The sequence below is a fragment of the Streptomyces sp. NPDC003691 genome (assembly GCF_053981115.1).
The window spans coordinates 23261-38363 of record NZ_JBSFNQ010000016.1 but is presented as its reverse complement, the minus strand read 5'-3'; the positions used below and the strand labels follow the sequence as shown (position 1 = coordinate 38363).

The following is a 15103-nucleotide window of genomic DNA, read 5'->3' as shown; positions in this document are numbered from 1 at the left end:
ACCGGTCAGTCGTGTTCGTATACAGAACATCGATGGTCGCTGAGTGATCGGTTTCCGCTCTTGTCCGTTCGGGTGTCGGGTATCAGGTCTGGGTGCTGGGTGCTGGGTGCTGGGTGCTGGGTGTGCAGTCGGGCAGGTGTGCCAGTGTCAGGTGCCCTCGGGGTCGGCCATGGTCGTCCAGACGCCGATCGGCTGGTGCTGCTCGTACAGCACCGTCGCCCCCAGCCCCCGGAGCCGTTCGACTTCCGCCTCCCTGCGGTCCTGGCCCGGGTGCGGATCGAGATGGAGGCGGTTCTTCACGGTCTTGGGCTCGGGGATCCGCTGGAAGAGCAGCTGGCGGCCCACGCCCTTCGCCTCGTCGTACGGGTCGCCCGGATGGCGGACGGCGGCGTAATCGCGCCACACGTCCCGGCCGTACCGCCGCTCGGTCGAGCCCTCCGGCAGATACCCCTGGGCGCGCGGTCCGGCGATCAGGACGCTGTGGTCCTCGACCAGGTAACCGAGGGCGGTGGCCCGGAAGTCGGCCCGGGCGAGCGGGTCGGCGGCGTCGATGGTGAGCTTCCAGTGCAGCGTCCGGTGGTCGACGCGGCGGCCGCGCATCCGCCGCCGGTGCCCCGTTTCGGGCCGGGCGCGACCCGGGACTGGGTGCCCGGTGCCACCGGGCTCCAGGTGCTGTCGGCGGTCGCGCGGGATGCGGTGGACCTCTTCACCGGGCCGTACGCGCGCCGGATCCGCGAATGCGGTACGAGCAACTGTCTGCTGCTGTTCGCCGACACCTCACGGCCCGGCCGGCGGCGCTGGTGCTCCATGGAGCGGTGCGGCAATCGCAGCAAGGTGCGGGCGCACCGGGCCCGGCGGACCGGGGCGGAGGAAGAGCGCGGCGGGGGCGCGGAGAGCGTGTGAGGCGCGGGGTGCCGGGGCGCGGGCCCCGGCGCACAAGGCGCCACGGACGGGCGGGGGCGCGTCGGTTCGCGCGCCGCGGCCCGGTGTGTTGCGAACGGCCCGGTTCCGTGAACGGCCCGGTGTCGCGCATGGTTCGGCGGGGTGCCGGGTCCCGAGGGTGGGGAGCCCCTCCGGACCCGCTCCGCCTGCTCCCCGGCCGCGCCGTACGCGGCCGGGGGAGCGGTTGCCGCACAGGCGGCGGCCGGCTCGGCGGCCGGGGATCAGCCGCGGAGGATGCGGCCGTCCTTGTCGGTGCGGTCGTTGCTGGTCAGGAAGAGGATGCCGTCGATCAGCGCCCAGACACCCAGACCACCACAGGTGAGGAGCTGCGCCACACCCATGCCGACGTTGCCGACGTAGAAGCGGCCGATACCGAGGCTGCCCAGGAGGATCTGGAGAACACCAGCGGTGATCTTGGACTTGTCGGAGTAGGGGCGGCCCTGCGGGTCGTAACCGTACGGGGCGTCCGGAGTGGGGACGGTCATGAAGATCTCCTGGATGAGCGGAAGAGGAGAACCGGAATGGCATATTCCGGTTCAGGGGAGTGGAAAGCACCGCTCAAGAACGCATGCTGAATGCCCCCCTATGTAAGGGCAGGTTAAAGGAGGCATTAGCCCAAACGGGCGGCGGGTCCAATGATCGTGGCCGTTCCGTGATCAACCGAATGTTTGCGGATTGCGTCCCGCCGGCCTCGCGACCGTGAACGGTGCCGCCCGCCGGATCAGACGGTGTTGCGCACCACGGTCCACGCCACGGCGGTCGACAGCACCAGGACCTGCGCCCGTTTGCTCAGCCGCAACCGCCAGCGGCGCCCGCGCAGTCCCTCGTACGCCCAGCGGCCCAGCAGTGCGAGCGCGAACGGCGCGACGAGGAGCAGCATCCGGTTGTCGGCCCAGGCCGCGGTGATATCACCGTGCATCAGGTCGTAGGCCATCCGCGTACCGCCGCAGGCCGGGCAGAGCAGACCGGTCACCAGACGGAACGGGCAGCGGGGCAGCCACTGCCCGGCCTCGTGCGGATTGGTGCCGTACAGATAGACCGTGCCCGCCGCCCCGGCGGCGAACAGGGCCAGCGGAGCCGCCGCCGGATGCCGCAGGGCGCGCAGCGCCGCGGCCGGGCGCCGCTTCCGGGCCGCACCCGGCTGTACCGCGTCCCGGCCGTCGTGCCCGGGGAGGCTCTCGTGACCGGGGCGGTCGCCGTCGGCCGAAGGGTGCGTCGTCATCGTTCCTGCCGCCGGTGCTGTGCCGTCCGGGTGCCGCTGATGCCCTGGGCGGGTTGTACGGCGGGTTGTACGGCTGGTTGTACGGAGGGCGTGCGCCTGGCTTCCTGCGCCGTCTGCTGTGCCGCCTGGGCTTCCCGGGCCTCACGGGCGGCCTCTGCCTCACGGGTGTCGTACGACGTCCGGGCCGCCGCGATCTCGCCGCGGTGCTCCTCGGTCCAGGTGACCAGCGACCGGATCGTGGTGTGCAGGGTGCAGCCGAGCGCGGTGAGGCCGTACTCCACACGCGGCGGTACGACCGGATGGACGGTACGGCTGACGAGCCCGTCCCGCTCCAGCTGGCGCAGTGTCACGGTCAGCATCCGCTGGCTGATCCCGTCGATTTCGCGGCGCAGTTCGCTGAAGCGCACGACCCGGCTGTCGAGCAGCGCGATGACCAGGAGCGACCACTTGTCGGCGACGCGGTCCAGGATCTGCCGCACCTCGCAGTCCCCGCGGGTGTCCCACTGGAAGGGGTCCGGGTCCCCGTCGTCCTCGAACTCGGTCACTCCCAGGTAACCCGGTGACGTCAAAGTGCCTCCTTCCGCAGGTCGTCATGCTGCCCGAAGATCGGGGTGGTTACAAGAGGGAACCGACCCCCGTAGCGGTAACCACCCTCTTCCCCCTGCACCCGTCCCGTCCCACACGCAGCCGGGGCACCGCCGTGTTCCCGGCCTGCCCCGACGCGCCCGCATACCCCTTCCGGAGCCGGCCGATGTCCTCCCTGCCCGTCGTACCCCCAGCCTCTTCCGCACCCCCGGCCGCTCCGGGGCCGGGCGCCGGTGCCCGGCCGCCGGCCATGTCCGGGCGGGCCCGGGCACTGCTGGCCGTCCTCTGCGGCACGGTCTTCCTGGAGGGCATCGACGTCGCGATGCTCGCCGTCGCCGTGCCCTCGATCCGGGCCGACCTCGGACTCTCCACCGGTACGGCGGCCTGGGTGGTCAGCGGTTACGTCCTCGGCTACGCGGGCTTCACCCTGCTCGGCGGCCGCGCCGCCGATCTGCTGGGACGCCGCCGGATGTTCCTGTTCTGGCTCGCCGTCTTCACCGCCTTCTCGGGGCTCGGCGGCCTCGGCACCGAGGGCTGGATGCTGGTCGTCTCCCGGTTCGTCACCGGAGTTGCGGCCGCCTTCCTCACCCCCGCCGCCCTGTCCGTCATCACCACCTCGTACGAGGAGGGGCCGCTGCGCACCCGGGCCCTGATGTTCTACGCGGCGACCTCGGGCGCCGGATTCGCGCTCGGCCTCGTCATCGGCGGGCTGCTCACCGAGGCCGGCTGGCGCTGGGTCTTCTTCGCCCCCGTCGCCCTGGCCATACCGATGCTGGCGGCGGCGGCCGTACTGCTGCCCGCGGACCCGGCCCCGCCGCGTACCGAGGGGTTCGACGTCGCCGGAGCCGTGACCGCGGCGGGCGCGATGCTGCTGCTCGTCTACGGAATCGTCCGCCTCGAACACGGCCTCGCGGGGTGGGTTCCCACCCTCGCCGCCCTCGGCGCGGGGGCCCTGCTGACGGCGGTGTTCGTCCGCGTCGAGCGCCGGGCCGCGGTACCGCTGATCCGCCTCGGCTTTCTGCGGAACACCCCGGTCGTCCGGGCCGACGCCGGGATGCTGCTCTTCTTCGGGGCGTTCTTCGGCTTCCAGTTCATGGCCACCCTCTACTTCCAGGAACTGCGCGGCTGGTCGTCGCTGAAGACCTCGTTCGCCCTGCTGGCGATGTGTGTCGAGGTGCTGATCGTGCCCACGGTCACCCCGCGGCTGGTGAACCGTTACGGCACGGCCCGGGTGATCTACGCGGGCTTTCTGGCGGCCGTCGGCGGATACGCGCTGTTCCTGCCGGTCGCCGAGGACTGGGCGTACGCCGCGATGCTGCCCTCGTTCCTGCTCACGGGCATCGGCTTCAGCCTGGCGTTCGGGCCGCTGACCGTCGCCGCCACCGACGGGGTCGCGGACGAGGAGCAGGGGCTGGCCGGAGGGCTGCTCCAGACCGCGATGCAGTTCGGCGGCGCGTTCGGGATCTCCGCGGTCACCGCCGTCTACGGACTCGCCGGGGGCGGTGCCCGGATCGAGGCCCTCCGGGCGGGGCTGGTCGTACCGCTGGTGATGGTGGCCGCGGGAACGCTGCTGGCGGCGGCCGGGCTGCGGAACGGCCGGGAGTCCGGCCGGGCTGTTGAACGGCCCGGGCTGTCGAACGGTCCGGGCTGCGGAATGGTCCGGTGAACGCCCGCCGGATGTCCGAGCTGCGATGAATGTCACGCCTGTACCTGCTTTTCCGGCACGTACGGTGGGACGATGGACCGCCCCTCCCCGCCGCCCGGCCCCGGCCCGGCCCCCGACTGCCCGCTCGTGGGCGTGGTGGCGGCCTATCTGCCGCGGCTTGCGGAGTTCGCCTTCGACCCGGGGCTCGTGGCCGCCGTCGACCAGCACGCGGCAAGCGTGCGGGACACCCTGGTGCCCCGGCAGCGGGCGGCCGGCGGGGGCGGGCGCCCCGGTTCCCGTACCGCCGGGTGGGCGGTATCGGAAGCCGTACGGCGCGAGGATCTGAGCGACTACGTGCTGGGGTTCACGGACTGGCTCGCGGAGACGGAGTGGACCGAACCCGTGGGGTACGACTTCGCCACGCTGCGGCTCACCGCGGTCTGCTGGCTGGTGCGGGAGCACGATCTGCTGGCCCGGTAAGACCCGGTAAGACCCGGTAAGACCCGGTAAGACCCGGTGGGACTGGTGGGACCCGCGCTGAGACTCGGCGGCGCGGACGCGGACCGGGCCCTGAGCCGTACGCCGCCGTACGCCGCCGTACGGGGCCGTACGGGGCCGGACCCGCTCGGGCCCGGCCCCGTATGTCCGCATCGGCGGCCCGTCGGGTGGGGCCGCCCCCGGCCCGCACCGGTGCCCGGCCCGGTCACATCGGGTCGAAGGGGCCCTCGTCGCCCCGGCGGCCCGTCCCGCCGGAGCCCTCGCGGCCCGTCTGCCCGGCCTGACCCGTCTGCCCCGGCCGTCCCGTCGCACCCGGAGTCGTGCGTGCGCCCGGCGCGGGCTGTCCGGCCGCCGCGTCGGACCGGCCCGCCTGGTAGGCGCTGATACTGTCCCGGGCCGAGCCCGACGACTCCGCCTCGGCCCGCGAGAGCCAGTTCTCCCAGCGCGAGCGCATCGGCCCGATCAGACCGCCGCCGACACCGACGATCAGGATGCCGGCGACCGTGCCGAGCACTGCCAGCAGCAGCGGGCCCGTGATCGCGGTGGCGATCCCCGCCTGACCCAGCGCGGCGATCGCGCCGAGCGCCACGATGAACGCCCAGGCGACGGTCGCCAGGACCTTTCCGTACGAGGTACCGCTGAGCGCGTCGTTGATGATCTCCCGCACGGCGCGGGCGATGGCCATCGCCACCACCACGATCACCAGCGCCACGATGGCCCTCGGCAGCCAGGCGACCACGGCGTTGATCATCACGCTGATGGGGTTCGGGCCGAAGACGCCGAACGCGAGCTGGAGCACGATCAGCAGCAGCCCGTAATAGATGATCTTGGTGAGGATGCCGGTGGCGTCGTACGAGGAATTGCGCAGGGCATGGGCCGCGCCGCTCCGCTCGGCGAGCTTCTCCGAGCCCACCCGACGCAGCAGCCGGTCCACCACCCGGGCGATCAGCTTGGCTATGAACCAGCCGATCAGCAGTACGGCGAGGAAGCCGATGAGCTTGGGTATGAACCTGGCCACCGCGTTCCAGGCCTCGGAGAAGCCCGCGCCGAAATCGACGGAAAGGGCCAGGGGCAGGGGCTGGGACATATCCGCACTCCGTCCGCTGACGGCCCCGGACGGCCCGGGACGCCTTCCTCCGGTCGTAACACCGGAGGGGTGCGGCGGCCCGGGGCGGGCGGGCGGATGTGGGCCGGTCGGGTGGTGGATTGGGCCACTGCGGTGGGGTGTGTCCGGGGCGCCGGACGGCTCGGGCGGTGGGCCCGGTGCTGGGCGGGGGCGCCTGCCGGACGGTTCAGGCGGTGGACCCGGCGCGGGGTGCGGGCGCCGACGCGGGACGTCCGTCCGGACGGGGCGCCTCCGGCCCCGGAATCCCGGGCTCCGCCTCTGCCTCCGCCGCCCGCAGCCGGTCCGCCCGGGCCCGCGTACGCCGCGCCGTGCGCAGCGCGTCCCAGGTCAGCACCGTCAGCGCCAGCCACACCAGGGTGAACCCGGCCCACCGCTCCGCCGGCATCGACTCGTGGAAGTACAGCACTCCCAGCAGGAACTGGATGATCGGCCCCAGATACTGGAGCATCCCCAGCGTCGACAGCGGCACCCGGATCGCCGCCGCGCCGAAGCAGATCAGGGGCACCGCGGTCACCAGGCCGGTCGCGGCGAGCAGCAGCGCGTGCCCGACGCCCTCGTTCCCGAAGGCCAGGCCGCCCTGTGCCGCCAGCCAGATCAGATAGCCCAGGGCCGGGACGAAGAGGATCGCGGTCTCCGCCGCCAGCGACTCCAGTCCGCCGATATTGGTCTTCTTCTTCGCCAGGCCGTAGACGGCGAAGGAGAAGGCCAGTACGAGGGAGACCCAGGGCGGCTGCCCGTAGCCGACCGTCAGGACCAGTACCGCGAGAACACCGATACCGACCGCCGCCCACTGCACGGAACGGAGCCGCTCCTTCAGTACGAGGACGCCGATCGCGATGGTGACGAGCGGATTGATGAAGTAGCCGAGGGACGCCTCCACCACCCGGCCCGTGTTCACCGCCCAGATGAAAACGCCCCAGTTGACGGAGATGACCACCGCGGCCACCGAGATGAACCCGAGCTTCCGGCGGTCGCGGAGCAGCTCGCGTATCCACTGCCAACGCTTCAGTACGAGCAGGGCCAGGGCCACGACGACCAGCGACCAGGTCATGCGGTGGGCGAGGATCTCGGTGGCGCCCGCGGGTTTCAGCAGTGGCCAGAAGAGCGGGACCAGGCCCCACATGCCGTAGGCGCCGATCCCGTACAACAGTCCCGCTCGCTGCTCGCCGTCCGCTGACACTGGATCCTCCCGACCCGCCGCGCGGTACGGGCCCGGGGTCTCGCCCGCGTCCCGTCCGTCCGCATACTGCCGACGACGGTACGCGCACCGGGGCCGGGCTGTCATGCCCGTATCGACATACGGTCATGACCGGAGTGGAGCATTCGGGCCCGGGCGGGCCGAGGCGCTCCGGGCCGAGACGAACGGAGACGGGCGGAGCCGAGCCGGGCCGGGCAGAGCCGGGGCGCTCCGGGCCCAGGCCGGTGGTGCGGAACCCGGGCGGCGGCGGGGCCGGGGCGCCACCGGTGAACGAGCGAAGCCGCCCCCTGCCGCGGGATGCGCGGTGGGGGGCGGCTTCGGCGGACCGGTTTCTCCGGACCGGCCGCTGTCGCGGCGGTACGGACCGGACGGGTCCGAGGTCGGCCGGGACAGGACGGGCCGGGTCAGCCGACGACGGTCCAGGTGTCGTTGCCCGCGAGCAGCGAGGCCAGATCGCCCTTGCCCTTCTGCTCCACGGCCTGGTCGAGCTGGTCGGCCATGAGGGTGTCGTAGACCGGGCGCCGGACGGAGCGCAGCACACCGATCGGGGTGTGGTGGAGGGTGTCCGCGTCGGCCAGCCGGGAGAGCGCGAAAGCGGTGGTCGGCGAGGCGCTGTGCGCGTCGTGGACCAGGATCCGCGATTCGTTCTCCGGGGTGACCTCGACGACTTCGAGATCGCCCGTCGCGGGGTCCCGTACGACACCCTTGGCGCCGTCGGTGCCGAAGCGGATCGGCTCCCCGTGCTCCAGACGGATCACGGCCTCCTCGGCCTGCTGCTTGTCCTTGAGGACCTCGAAGGCACCGTCGTTGAAGATATTGCAGTTCTGGTAGATCTCCACCAGGGCGGTGCCCTCGTGGTCGGCGGCGGCCCGCAGTACCGAGGTGAGGTGCTTGCGGTCGGAGTCGACCGTCCGCGCGACGAAGGTGGCCTCCGCGCCCAGCGCCAGCGACACCGGGTTGAAGGGGGCGTCCAGCGAGCCCATCGGAGTCGACTTGGTGATCTTGCCGACCTCGGAGGTGGGGCTGTACTGGCCCTTGGTCAGTCCGTAGATCCGGTTGTTGAAGAGCAGGATCTTGAGATTGACGTTCCGCCGGAGGGCGTGGATGAGGTGGTTGCCGCCGATGGAGAGCGCGTCGCCGTCGCCGGTGACCACCCAGACCGACAGATCGCGGCGGGAGGAGGAGAGCCCGGTCGCGATGGCCGGGGCCCGGCCGTGGATGGAGTGCATCCCGTAGGTGTTCATGTAGTACGGGAAGCGGGAGGAGCAGCCGATGCCGGAGACGAAGACGATGTTCTCCTTGGCGAGCCCCAGCTCGGGCATGAAGCCCTGCACGGCCGCGAGGATCGCGTAGTCACCGCAGCCGGGGCACCAGCGGACCTCCTGGTCCGACTTGAAGTCCTTCATGGACTGCTTGGCCTCGGCCTTGGGCACCAGGGAGAGCAGACCGGAACCGGTGCCGGTCCCGGGGGCCGCCGGTCCGCAGGCGGCCGGGGCCGTCGGCGCGGACCCGGGGTGCGCGGCGGTCTCAGTCATCGATGGCCTCCTTGAGAACCGTGGCGAGCTGCTCGGCCTTGAACGGCATGCCGTTCACCTGGTTGTAGCTCTCCGCGTCGACCAGGTACTTCGCCCGGATGAGAGTGGCGAGCTGGCCGAGGTTCATCTCCGGCACCACCACCCTGCGGTAACGCCGGAGCACCTCCTCCAGGTTCCCGGGGAAGGGGTTGAGGTGGCGCAGATGGGCCTGGGCGATCGGCTCGCCCGCGGCGCGCAGCCGGCGGACCGCGGCGGTGATCGGGCCGTATGTCGAGCCCCAGCCGAGCACCAGGGTGCTCGCGCCGTCCGGGTCGTCGACCTCCAGATCGGGCACCGCGATCCCGTCGATCTTGGCCTGGCGGGTGCGGACCATGAAGTCGTGGTTCGCCGGGTCGTACGAGATGTTGCCGGTGCCGTCCTGCTTCTCGATACCGCCGATGCGGTGTTCGAGGCCGGGGGTGCCGGGTACCGCCCAGGGGCGGGCCAGGGTCTCGGGGTCGCGCTTGTAGGGCCAGAAGACCTCGGTGCCGTCGGCCAGTTCGTGGTTGGGGCCGGTGGCGAAGCGGACCCGCAGATCGGGCAGCTCGTCCGGCTCCGGCACCCGCCACGGCTCGGAGCCGTTGGCCAGATAGCCGTCCGAGAGCAGGAAGACCGGGGTCCGGTAGGCGAGGGCGATCCGGACGGCGTCCACCGTGGCGTCGAAGCAGTCCGCGGGGGTCCGCGGGGCGACCACGGGCACCGGCGCCTCGCCGTTGCGGCCGTACATCGCCTGGAGCAGGTCCGCCTGCTCGGTCTTGGTGGGCAGACCGGTGGAGGGGCCGCCGCGCTGGATGTCGATGATCAGCAGCGGCAGCTCCAGCGAGACCGCGAGGCCGATCGTCTCGGACTTCAGCGCCACCCCGGGGCCGGAGGTCGTGGTGACCGCGAGCGCTCCGCCGAAGGCGGCGCCGAGCGCCGCGCCGATTCCGGCGATCTCGTCCTCCGCCTGGAACGTCCGCACACCGAAGTTCTTGTGCTTGGACAGCTCGTGGAGGATGTCGGAGGCCGGGGTGATCGGGTAGGAGCCCAGGTAGAGCGGGAGATCGGCCTGCCGGGCGGCGGCGATCAGACCGAGCGAGACGGCGAGGTTGCCGGAGATATTGCGGTAGGTGCCGGTGGGGAACGCCTTGGTGGCGGGCGACACCTCGTAGGAGACGGCGAAGTCCTCCGTCGTCTCGCCGAAGTTCCAGCCGGCCCGGAAGGCGGCGATGTTCGCCTCGGCGATCTGCGGCTTCTTGGCGAACTTGGTCCGCAGGAAGCTCTCCGTGCCCTCGGTGGGACGGTGGTACATCCAGCTCAGCAGCCCCAGCGCGAACATGTTCTTGCTGCGCTCGGCCTCCTTGCGGGAGAGCCCGAAGTCCTTCAGCGCCTCGATGGTCAGCGTCGTCAGCGGCACCGGGTGGACGTGGTACGCGTCCAGGGAACCGTCCTCCAGCGGGGACACGTCGTAGCCGACCTTGGCCATCGCCCGCTTGGCGAACTCGTCCGTGTTGACGATGATCTCGCCGCCGCGCGGCACATCGGCGATGTTCGCCTTGAGGGCCGCGGGGTTCATCGCGACCAGCACATTGGGCGCGTCGCCGGGAGTGAGGATGTCGTGGTCGGCGAAGTGGAGCTGGAAGCTGGAGACGCCGGGCAGGGTCCCGGCGGGGGCCCGGATCTCGGCCGGGAAGTTCGGCAGCGTGGAGAGGTCGTTGCCGAAGGAGGCGGTCTCCGAGGTGAAACGGTCTCCGGTGAGCTGCATACCGTCGCCGGAGTCGCCCGCGAACCGGATGATCACCCGGTCCAGCTTGCGGACCTCCTTCACCGGCGCCACGGCGGTCGTGACGAGGCCGGCCTCGGCCTCGGAAACGCGCGGCCCGCCGACTACCGCCTCGGTGGCGTCGCCGGTCCCGCCGGCCCCGTCGGCCTCGTCGGCGTGCTCGGCTGGGCTACTGACCTGGCTGGTCACTGAACTGGACCTCCCTTGAGGCGGCTGCTGGGGCCGGCCGTCCCACTGGCCGTTCCACGTGCAACCCTACGTCGGTAAGGGTCACCTTCCCCGTGCCGCTCATATGCTGGACTGGAATGTGAGACGCCTCTTTGTCCTGATATGGCATATTTCACCCCGCCTCGGGGATTCGTCCGGCGGGACACTCCCGGCTCGTACTTTGGTAGTAGGACCCGTCCCGCCGTCCGGATTCTGACGAGCCTTCAGCCCCCGCTACGAGTTGAGATAGGTGAGCACGGCCAGCACCCTCCGGTGATCCCCGTCACTGGGGGAGAGGCCGAGCTTCTGGAAGATGTTGCTCACATGCTTCTCGACCGCGCCCTCGCTGACCACGAGCTGCTTCGCGATCGCCGAGTTCGTCCGCCCCTCGGCCATCAGACCGAGGACCTCGCGCTCCCGGGGCGTCAGCCTGGCCAGCACGTCCTGTTTCCGGCTGCGGCCCAGCAGCTGGGCCACCACCTCGGGGTCCAGCGCCGTGCCCCCGCCGGCCACCCGCACCACGGCGTCCACGAACTCGCGGACCTCGGCGACCCGGTCCTTCAGCAGATAGCCCACGCCCCGGCTGCTGCCCGCGAGCAGCTCCGTGGCGTACCGCTCCTCCACGTACTGGGAGAGGACCAGAACGCCTATCCCCGGATGGTCCCGGCGCAGCCTCACCGCCGCGCGGACCCCCTCGTCCGTATGGGACGGCGGCATCCGGACATCGGCCACCACCACATCCGGCAGCATCCCCGCGGCGGCCAGGTCGCCGACCGTCTTCACCAGCGCGTCGCCGTCGCCCACCCCGGCGACCACATCATGACCGCGATCGGTCAGCAGTCTCGTCAGCCCCTCGCGGAGCAGCACCGAATCCTCGGCGATGACCACCCGCACCCTGTTGTCGTTCACCACAGCCCCGTTCCCCCACACTCGGTCCCGCCCGTCTGCTTGCGCACACCAGCATCCCAGTATCGGGACGGGCCCGGGAAAGCCTGTGGACAACTCACCGGCTCAGGGGGGAGTACCGGCCTGGAGCCCGCGGGCGCAGGGGTTGTACGGAACGGGCCCAGGGGCCGTACGAAAAGGGGTCCGGGGTGCCGGGGTGTACGGACCGGGAACCGGGGGCCGAGGGCGGAACGGCGAGGGGCGCGGGGGAGAGCAGGACAGCCCGCGCTCCCCCGTGCGGCCGCCGCACGGGGGAGCGTTGCCGGTGTCGGCCGGTATCAGCGGGTATTGGTCGGTCCTGCCCCGGGACCGGGCTGCCGTCCGCTGCGGCTACCCGCGCCAGGGCAGCTCCGCGGTCACCATGGTCGGCCCGCCGGCCGGTGAGTCGACCGCGAGGACCCCGTCCACCGAGTCCAGCCGCTCGGCCAGCCCCGCCAGCCCGCTGCCCGCGGTCACATCGGCGCCGCCCTTCCCGTCGTCGCCGACCTGGATCATGAGCCGGTTCTCCGAGCGCCATACCTCGACGGTCGCCCTGCGTGCCTGCGAGTGCTTGCTGACGTTCTGCAGGAGTTCCGAGACGGTGAAGTAGGCGATGCCCTCGATCGCCGCGGCCGGCCGGGACTCCAGATCGACATCCACGGAGACCGGGACGGTGCAGCGGGAGGCGACGGAGGAGAGCGCCGCGTCGAGCCCGCGGCCGGTGAGGACGGCCGGATGGATGCCCCGGGCCAGGTCGCGCAGTTCCTGGAGGGCGAGCTTCACTTCGCCGTGGGCCTCGTCCACCATCGACGCCGCCGTGTCCGGGTCCTCCAGCAGCTTCTCCTTCGCCAGCCCGAGGTCCATCGCCAGCGCCACCAGCCGGGCCTGGGCGCCGTCGTGGAGATCGCGCTCTATCCGGCGCAGGTCGGCCGCCGCGGTGTCCACCACCACGCCGCGGTCCGACTCCAGCTCGACCACTCGCTCCGCCAGCTTCGACGGGCCCAGCAGCCCCGAGACCATGAACCGGTCCACATAGGCGAAGCCCCGGATCAGCCAGGCCGAGACCAGCACCGTGCCCAGACCGGCCAGGGAGGTGGCCCCGATCTCGAACGGGGTGTCCAGATACAGCTCGGTGTCCTTGCCGTCGCCGTAGAGCATGATGCCCGGCTGGTCCCAGTGGGTCGGGAACAGCCACTGCCACAGCGGGTACAGCAGCAGCGACCAGCCCACGGTCCAGGCTGTCAGGACCGTGGTGAACGCGGTCACCGCCCACGGGAAGTGGAGCAGGGAGTAGAGCAGATGGCGCCAGGACGCGCCGCTCTTGAGCACCGCGCCGATCCACGACATCAGCCCGTTCGTCCGGGGGCGCAGCGGCTCCGGAGCGTCGACCTGGATACCGAGGAGCAGCCGGGCCCGGCTCCGCTCCAGCGCCCCGAACGCCCGGCAGGCCCCGAGTCCCGCCGCCAGGACAGGGATCCCCACAAAGGTGACCAGCAGCCCGGCGCCCAGCGACATCGTCGTCACCGTGAAGGTGAAGACGATGATGCTGATCGGGAGATTCAGCATCAGGTACCAGAACTCGCGCCAGGTCCGTCCCTCGAACGGCGCGCGCAGCGCCGACGGCACCACACGGCGGCGCTCGACATGACCCTCGTACCGCTGCGTTCGGTGTTCGGTTGCCATCGGGTTCGTTCCTTCTGCGATGCGGGCTCCGGTCATGTATTCAGGATGCGTCTTCGCAGGCCCGCCCCACCATGGTGGTCGGGGGACTCTTGGCAGGGGGGTTATCCCCACCCTCGCCCCCTCCGGGGCCGCGGATCCTCCCCCGGCCGGCACCCGCCCCGGCCGTACCGGAGCCGCAGCCCGCCGAGCCGACCGAACCTGCCGAACCGGCCGAACTCGCCGACCGCGCCGGACGCACCCGTACCCGCCGGGCACGCCGAACGCGCCGGTGCGGATGGCTCCGCCCGGCGCGCTCCGTCCAGCCCTCCGGTGGAACCACCGCAAGACCCCTGAATGCTCCCGAATGCTTCCTAATACTCCTGAATGCCCCTGAGGAATCCCCGTGTCCACGGGCTGGGGAGCTACCTCCGCCCCGCCGGCTCCACCCCCGCCCGGGACGGACCGCGGTCGCGCCACGGGATCTCCACCGTCACCGTTGTCGGACCGCCCGCCGGGGACTCCAGGACGAACAGCCCGTCCACCGCCCCCAGCCGCTCGGCCAGGCCCGCCATACCCGTCCCGCCGTCCAGCCTGGCGCCGCCCTGCCCGTCGTCCGTGACCTGGAGCATCAGCCGCCTCTCCACCCGCCAGACGTCCACCGCCGCCTGCCGCGCCCGGGAGTGCTTGCTGACGTTCTGCAGGAGTTCCGAGACGGTGAAGTAGGCGATGCCCTCGATGGCCTCCGCGGGCCGCTCCGTCAGATCGACCGACACCGACACCGGGACGGTGCAGCGGGAGGCGACGGAGGAGAGCGCCGCGTCGAGCCCGCGGTCGGTGAGGACGGCCGGATGGATACCGCGCGCCAGGTCGCGCAGCTCCTGGAGGGCGAGTTTCACCTCGCCGTGGGCCTCGCCGACCATCGCCGCCGCGGCTTCCGGGTCCTCCAGCAGCTTCTCCTTGGCCAGCCCCAGCCCCATGGCGAGGGCCACCAGCCGGGCCTGGGCGCCGTCGTGGAGATCACGTTCGATACGGCGCAGGTCCGCGGCCGCGGTGTCCACCACCACCCCCCGGTCCGACTCCAGCTCGGCGATCCGCCGCTCCAGCTCGTCCGAGGGGGAGAGCAGCCCCCGCACCATCACCCGGTCCGCGTTTCCCATACCGCGGGCGAGGAATCCGGCCACCGGCCAGAGCGCGACGACGCTCAGCAGCGTCACCGCGAACGTCAGCACGCCCCAGGGCAGGCGTATCAGGCAGTAGAGCGCGGCCCGCCAGCCGACCGGATCCTTCAGGGCCGTCCACAGCCGGCTGAAGAAGCCGCCGCCCCGGTGCGCGCCGGACAGCGGGCTGGGCTCCTCCACCCGTACCCCCAGCAGCACCCGTGCCCGGGCCCGCTCCGACGTGCCGATCAGCCGTGCCCCGGCCAGTCCCAGCGCCAGCACCGGCAGCCCGACCACCGTCAGGGAGAGCGCCGCGCCGAGGACGATCGTGAACGCTACGTAAAAGAAGTGCAGCAGCGACAGCGGAAAGTTGGCGAGGAGATGGACGATCTCCTTCCAGGTGTGCTCGCCGTAGGCGAAGCCGGGTGACGGCAGTGGTTCCGCGCTGCCGCCGGGGCCGGCCGCGGCTCCGGCCCCGGCCCCGCGCTCCGTTCCGCGAACGGCCGGAGGGCGCCCCGTTCCGGGACGGGAAGCGGAATCGCCGTAAGGCCCCTGCTCGGGGCCCCGGGCGGGGTCGGATGCGAGTTGTCCGGCAGTCATA

General features: G+C 71.9%; 13 protein-coding genes and 1 pseudogene. 3 read left to right on the top strand and 11 right to left on the bottom strand.

From position 1 onward, the window contains the following. Positions 1-147: 147 nt before the first annotated feature. On the bottom strand, positions 148-600 hold the full coding sequence (locus ACWDR0_RS10780; RefSeq protein ID WP_456351298.1) for a VOC family protein: 453 nt from the start codon (positions 598-600) through the stop codon (positions 148-150). Between ACWDR0_RS10780 and ACWDR0_RS10775 the strand changes: the two are divergent. After that, positions 577-903: pseudogene (locus tag ACWDR0_RS10775) on the top strand (CGNR zinc finger domain-containing protein); the annotation flags it as partial. The gene ACWDR0_RS10780 and the pseudogene ACWDR0_RS10775 sit on opposite strands and share 24 nt — an antisense overlap. Before the next feature lie 260 nt (positions 904-1163). Here the strand turns inward: ACWDR0_RS10775 and ACWDR0_RS10770 are convergent. From ACWDR0_RS10770 to ACWDR0_RS10760, 3 genes are all read right to left on the bottom strand, one after another. Further along, positions 1164-1427 carry a TM2 domain-containing protein gene (locus ACWDR0_RS10770; RefSeq protein WP_456351297.1) on the bottom strand — a complete coding sequence of 88 codons (264 nt, stop codon included), beginning with the start codon at positions 1425-1427 and terminating at the stop codon, positions 1164-1166. Between the two features lie 236 nt (positions 1428-1663). Further along, positions 1664-2047 (bottom strand): DUF2752 domain-containing protein, encoded by a 384-nt coding sequence (locus ACWDR0_RS10765; RefSeq protein WP_456351366.1) that lies wholly within the window; start codon positions 2045-2047, stop codon positions 1664-1666. A gap of 113 nt (positions 2048-2160) precedes the next feature. Beyond that, complete coding sequence (locus ACWDR0_RS10760) at positions 2161-2709, bottom strand: winged helix-turn-helix transcriptional regulator (protein WP_456351365.1); 549 nt, start codon at positions 2707-2709, stop codon at positions 2161-2163. Between the two features lie 206 nt (positions 2710-2915). Between ACWDR0_RS10760 and ACWDR0_RS10755 the strand changes: the two genes are divergently transcribed. Next, a complete protein-coding gene (locus ACWDR0_RS10755; protein WP_456351296.1) occupies positions 2916-4415 on the top strand; it encodes an MFS transporter in 1500 nt (499 codons plus the stop codon). A 72-nt stretch (positions 4416-4487) separates the two neighbouring features. Continuing rightward, entirely contained in the window at positions 4488-4874 is a 387-nt protein-coding gene (locus ACWDR0_RS10750) for a DUF6401 family natural product biosynthesis protein (protein WP_456351295.1), read from the top strand. 223 nt (positions 4875-5097) lie between these two features. Here ACWDR0_RS10750 and ACWDR0_RS10745 read toward each other — a convergent pair whose 3' ends face one another. The 7 genes from ACWDR0_RS10745 to ACWDR0_RS10715 all read right to left on the bottom strand — a co-directional run bounded on the left by ACWDR0_RS10745 (position 5098) and on the right by ACWDR0_RS10715 (position 15102). Continuing rightward, positions 5098-5979 carry a membrane protein gene (locus ACWDR0_RS10745; protein WP_456351294.1) on the bottom strand — a complete coding sequence of 294 codons (882 nt, stop codon included), beginning with the start codon at positions 5977-5979 and terminating at the stop codon, positions 5098-5100. A 205-nt stretch (positions 5980-6184) separates the two neighbouring features. Next, positions 6185-7198 (bottom strand): EamA family transporter RarD, encoded by a 1014-nt coding sequence (rarD, locus tag ACWDR0_RS10740; RefSeq protein ID WP_456351293.1) that lies wholly within the window; start codon positions 7196-7198, stop codon positions 6185-6187. Positions 7199-7620: 422 nt separating this feature from the next. Beyond that, positions 7621-8622 carry a 2-oxoacid:ferredoxin oxidoreductase subunit beta gene (locus ACWDR0_RS10735; protein WP_456351364.1) on the bottom strand — a complete coding sequence of 334 codons (1002 nt, stop codon included), beginning with the start codon at positions 8620-8622 and terminating at the stop codon, positions 7621-7623. 121 nt (positions 8623-8743) lie between these two features. After that, positions 8744-10741 (bottom strand): 2-oxoacid:acceptor oxidoreductase subunit alpha, encoded by a 1998-nt coding sequence (locus tag ACWDR0_RS10730; RefSeq protein ID WP_456351292.1) that lies wholly within the window; start codon positions 10739-10741, stop codon positions 8744-8746. Positions 10742-10993: 252 nt separating this feature from the next. Continuing rightward, positions 10994-11653 carry a response regulator transcription factor gene (locus ACWDR0_RS10725; RefSeq protein WP_456351363.1) on the bottom strand — a complete coding sequence of 220 codons (660 nt, stop codon included), beginning with the start codon at positions 11651-11653 and terminating at the stop codon, positions 10994-10996. Between the two features lie 381 nt (positions 11654-12034). After that, positions 12035-13366: a sensor histidine kinase gene (locus tag ACWDR0_RS10720; RefSeq protein ID WP_456351291.1), complete on the bottom strand. Its 1332-nt coding sequence runs from the start codon at positions 13364-13366 to the stop codon at positions 12035-12037. Positions 13367-13767: 401 nt separating this feature from the next. Then, positions 13768-15102, bottom strand: coding sequence for a sensor histidine kinase (locus ACWDR0_RS10715; protein WP_456351290.1), 1335 nt, complete (start codon positions 15100-15102; stop codon positions 13768-13770). Between the last annotated feature and the right edge of the window lies 1 nt (position 15103).

Excerpts from the sequence above, each read along its gene's own strand:
- ACWDR0_RS10755 (WP_456351296.1), top strand. The coding sequence starts at position 2,916 with ATGTCCTCCCTGCCCGTCGTACCCCCAGCCTCTTCCGCACCCCCGGCC.
- ACWDR0_RS10780 (WP_456351298.1), bottom strand. The coding sequence starts at position 600 with ATGCGCGGCCGCCGCGTCGACCACCGGACGCTGCACTGGAAGCTCACC.
- ACWDR0_RS10750 (WP_456351295.1), top strand. The coding sequence starts at position 4,488 with ATGGACCGCCCCTCCCCGCCGCCCGGCCCCGGCCCGGCCCCCGACTGC.
- ACWDR0_RS10745 (WP_456351294.1), bottom strand. The coding sequence starts at position 5,979 with ATGTCCCAGCCCCTGCCCCTGGCCCTTTCCGTCGATTTCGGCGCGGGC.
- ACWDR0_RS10735 (WP_456351364.1), bottom strand. The coding sequence starts at position 8,622 with ATGAAGGACTTCAAGTCGGACCAGGAGGTCCGCTGGTGCCCCGGCTGC.
- ACWDR0_RS10720 (WP_456351291.1), bottom strand. The coding sequence starts at position 13,366 with ATGGCAACCGAACACCGAACGCAGCGGTACGAGGGTCATGTCGAGCGC.
- ACWDR0_RS10715 (WP_456351290.1), bottom strand. The coding sequence starts at position 15,102 with ATGACTGCCGGACAACTCGCATCCGACCCCGCCCGGGGCCCCGAGCAG.
- ACWDR0_RS10770 (WP_456351297.1), bottom strand. The coding sequence starts at position 1,427 with ATGACCGTCCCCACTCCGGACGCCCCGTACGGTTACGACCCGCAGGGC.